Source organism: Natronomonas sp. (assembly GCF_046483325.1).
In the GTDB taxonomy this organism is placed as follows: Archaea; Halobacteriota; Halobacteria; order Halobacteriales; family Haloarculaceae; genus Natronomonas.
Window position 1 is genome coordinate 1 of sequence record NZ_JAWODL010000048.1, and the last position, 3,183, is coordinate 3,183.

General features: G+C 60.3%; 3 protein-coding genes. 1 reads left to right on the forward strand and 2 read right to left on the reverse strand.

Annotated elements, in window-relative coordinates; all coding sequences use genetic code 11:
* Together R6U53_RS14215 and R6U53_RS14220 are read right to left on the reverse strand one after the other, a co-directional pair.
* Window positions 1-64, reverse strand: a 64-nt coding sequence (locus tag R6U53_RS14215) for a sugar phosphate nucleotidyltransferase (RefSeq protein WP_410323033.1), incomplete at its 3' end; no start/stop codon positions are given.
* Entirely contained in the window at window positions 61-525 is a 465-nt protein-coding gene (locus tag R6U53_RS14220; protein WP_410323031.1) for a cupin domain-containing protein, read from the reverse strand. The genes R6U53_RS14215 and R6U53_RS14220, both read right to left, overlap by 4 nt.
* Window positions 526-823: 298 nt before the next feature.
* Here R6U53_RS14220 and R6U53_RS14225 point away from each other — a divergent pair.
* The coding region (locus R6U53_RS14225; protein ID WP_410323032.1) for a G8 domain-containing protein at window positions 824-3,183 on the forward strand (2,360 nt) is incomplete at its 3' end.

Sequence of the window (3,183 nt, forward strand, 5' to 3'; positions counted from 1 at the left end):
GGCCCGTGTGCGTAATCGGGCGGAGTCGCGAACCCGTTCCACCGGCGAGAACGACGCCCTTCATCCGTGCGGCTCCGTCTCCCAGTCGAACGGGATTTTGTCAGTGTCGTGTGGTAACCGTTCCTCGTCAGGATTATCGTAGTCGTAGAGGTTCGTTGGAAAGTTGACGAGGAAGGCCGGACCATCGCCGATGGCTTTGAATCCGTGCCAACACGCGCCCGGAATCCGGACCGCTCGCTGGTCGTGTTCGCCGATGACCAGGGTGGTTAGTTCGTCCCGGGTGGCAGAGCCTTCGCGGTCGTCGTAGATCCCGATCTTGATCCGACCTTTCGGGCAGATAAAATGGTCAATCTGCCCGCGGGTGTGTCGGTGCCACGCGCGGACGATACCGGGGTAGGTCATCGAATAGTACGCCATCGCCGGGTCGGGGTCGTAGATGTCCCAGTCCTCGCGGAACATTTCGACGAGGTGTCCCCGCTCGTCCGCGTTCACTTGTAGCGACCGCGTCTCGACTCCCTCAATCATGATCCAGTGACATGTTGGTAGGTGATATCAAGCCTCTTATCACTATCGCCGTGAGATCGTGTTTCCGGGCGGTTCGATGCCAACTCATTCCGGCGCACTGCGGTCGGACTGAGACTTCGGGGTCAAATCTCTGTTCGATCGGAGAAGAGATGTGCCCGATAACGGGAACTCGAACCTAGAAATTGTAGTATTCAATAATATAACTAATTGAGACTTTCACGGTTTTATGACAAAACAATGATTAAAGATCAAACCATTTTGTGAGGTGAAACCCCTATGAGTGTGCTCGTTTAGGCAGATGGTAGAGAGACGTGAGTTCCTGCGTGGCACGGCTGCGCTCACTACGGGGGGAGTAGCGGGATGCACGTTGCTCGATTCGGAGCCTGAGGGTACCAACTCGGACGCGGCTGTAGAACAGAACCTCAAAGCGGTACCCGAGGACGTGACAAATACAGCAATCGAGAGCGGCCGCTGGGATGACCCCGCGGTCTGGACGGAACAAGGGGTCCCCGGTGAAGACGCTCGGGTGCTGATTCAAGACGACGTCTCGGTTACGCTGCGAGGCGACACCGCTCCTCTGGACTGGCTTCGGGTCGACGGGGAGCTGATCGTCAGCCCGTCCGTCACCACCCATCTCGTAGCCGAGACTGTGATGTCGTTACCGGGAAGCAGACTAGAAATCGGGACGGCTCACGCCCCTATTCAACCCGACGTAGAGGCTCGCGTAACGTTCCGTGACACAGGCCCGATAGACGAAGAGCGGGACCCCGAAAGAGAGGGTCGTGGGCTGTTGGCACACGGTGATCTGACGATACACGGGGCGGAAAAGACGGCTTGGACGCGTCTGGCAGACGCCCCGACAGCAGGAGAAAAAAGGTTAGAACTGACTGAGAGGCCGACGAACTGGCAGGAGGGCGACCGTCTCGTCGTTCCCGGCGTCGTTCCGAACGAGACCCAAGACGAAGAGCGAACCATCAGATCGGTTGACGGGACCGCCGTCTCCCTCGACGCGGCGTTCGGAGCGGACCACGTCCCGCCGAAAGAGAGCCTCGACGCGTACGTGCTGAACCTGTCTCGGAACGTCGTCTTCGAATCGGAAAGCGCCGACACGAAACGGCGTGGCCACGCGATGATCACGTCCACGGGCACGACGGTCAAATACGCTCGATTCGATGACCTCGGTCGGACCGACAAGCGACGGCCGCTCACGAACCCCGTCCGGGGCGAGGAGGCGTCGGAAGACGGGTTAGAGACGAATCTCCGATCGCGATATCCGCTTCACTATCACAGGAGCGGCATCGAAGCCGAGCCGCACACCGCAGAGGGCGTCGTCGTCGACGGCAGTCCCGGCTGGGGCATCGTCAATCATCATTCCCACGCTCGTATCACGGACTGTATCACCCGCGACGTCTTGGGTGCGGGGTTCGTCGCCGAAGGGGGGAACGAGCGGGGTTCGTTCGAGCGAAACTTCGCCCTCCGCTCGGAGGGAAGCGGCGAACGAATCGATGACCGATCCGCGGGGGCGCACGGCGGTGACCCGCCGATAGACGACTTCGGACACGCCGGGCACGGTTTCTGGCTGCAGAGTCCGCTCGTGGCGGTCACCGACTGCGTCGCCGCCGGCCACCGGCATCAGGCGTTCGTCTGGTGGCTGCGCCCGCTGCTGGACGGCGACCTCGCCGAAGGGACGACGATAGAAGATAGCAGGGTCACGTATTGGCCGAACGTGCCCGTCGAGTACGTGAATCTAGAGCGTATCTCGCCGCTGTGGGAGGCGATACAGGAGGGTCGCTTCGCGAACGGTCGTCACAACGACCTGATGCGTGAGACGGGGAAAATACCCTCGACGTTCGCGCCGCTGGCGACGGTCTCGGGCAACGTGGCCTTCGCCTCTGCAGGCGGCGCCGACTTCTCTCGGCACAACTTCAAATGGAAACACGAGCGCTTCAGCGAATTCAACGCTATCGACGACATGACCGTGTTCAACATCGGTCGGTTCGTCGACGAAGACGGCGACGTTCACGAGCCCGACCCACCGAAGCATCTCCGAGCAGGTCATCAGGGCCGTGGTGGCAGTGTCGGCGTGTCCTTCCGATACACGTCGAACGTTTCGCTGAAGAACTCGTATCTGCACGGTGGCGGTACGGAGAACGGGTTCGCTCGGCCGTTTCACGATTATCTGTGGACGAACGTCATCGAAGGGTGCCGCTTCGAAGGTTGGGACTGGGCGGCAGTAACCGGCGAGCACCGTATCGATTGGATCCGGGACAACACGTTCGAGAACAATAACGTCGATATTCAGTGGAGCTTTGACAACGCTGGTCCGACGAAACTCGAAAACAACGAATTCGACACGCTGTTACACGAGTTCCAGCCGCTAGGTCAGAAAGCGACGGAGGTGTTCGAGTTCGATCAACGGAGAGGCGTACAAGTCGACGGCCGCACGTCCCACGTCGCTCAGTCAGTGCCCGATTTCGTCCCGTTCCCGGACGAAGACGATCTCAGCGGCGTGAATAACATCGAGGATATCGAGGGAGTCAGCGACGAGACCGCTCTCGTTGGACTGACGAACGCCGAGCTGATGGACGAGTACGGAATCGCCGTCGGCGGCGCTCTCATGCCGGAAGACGCCGTCGAGGAATCGTTCACCGAGAGCCG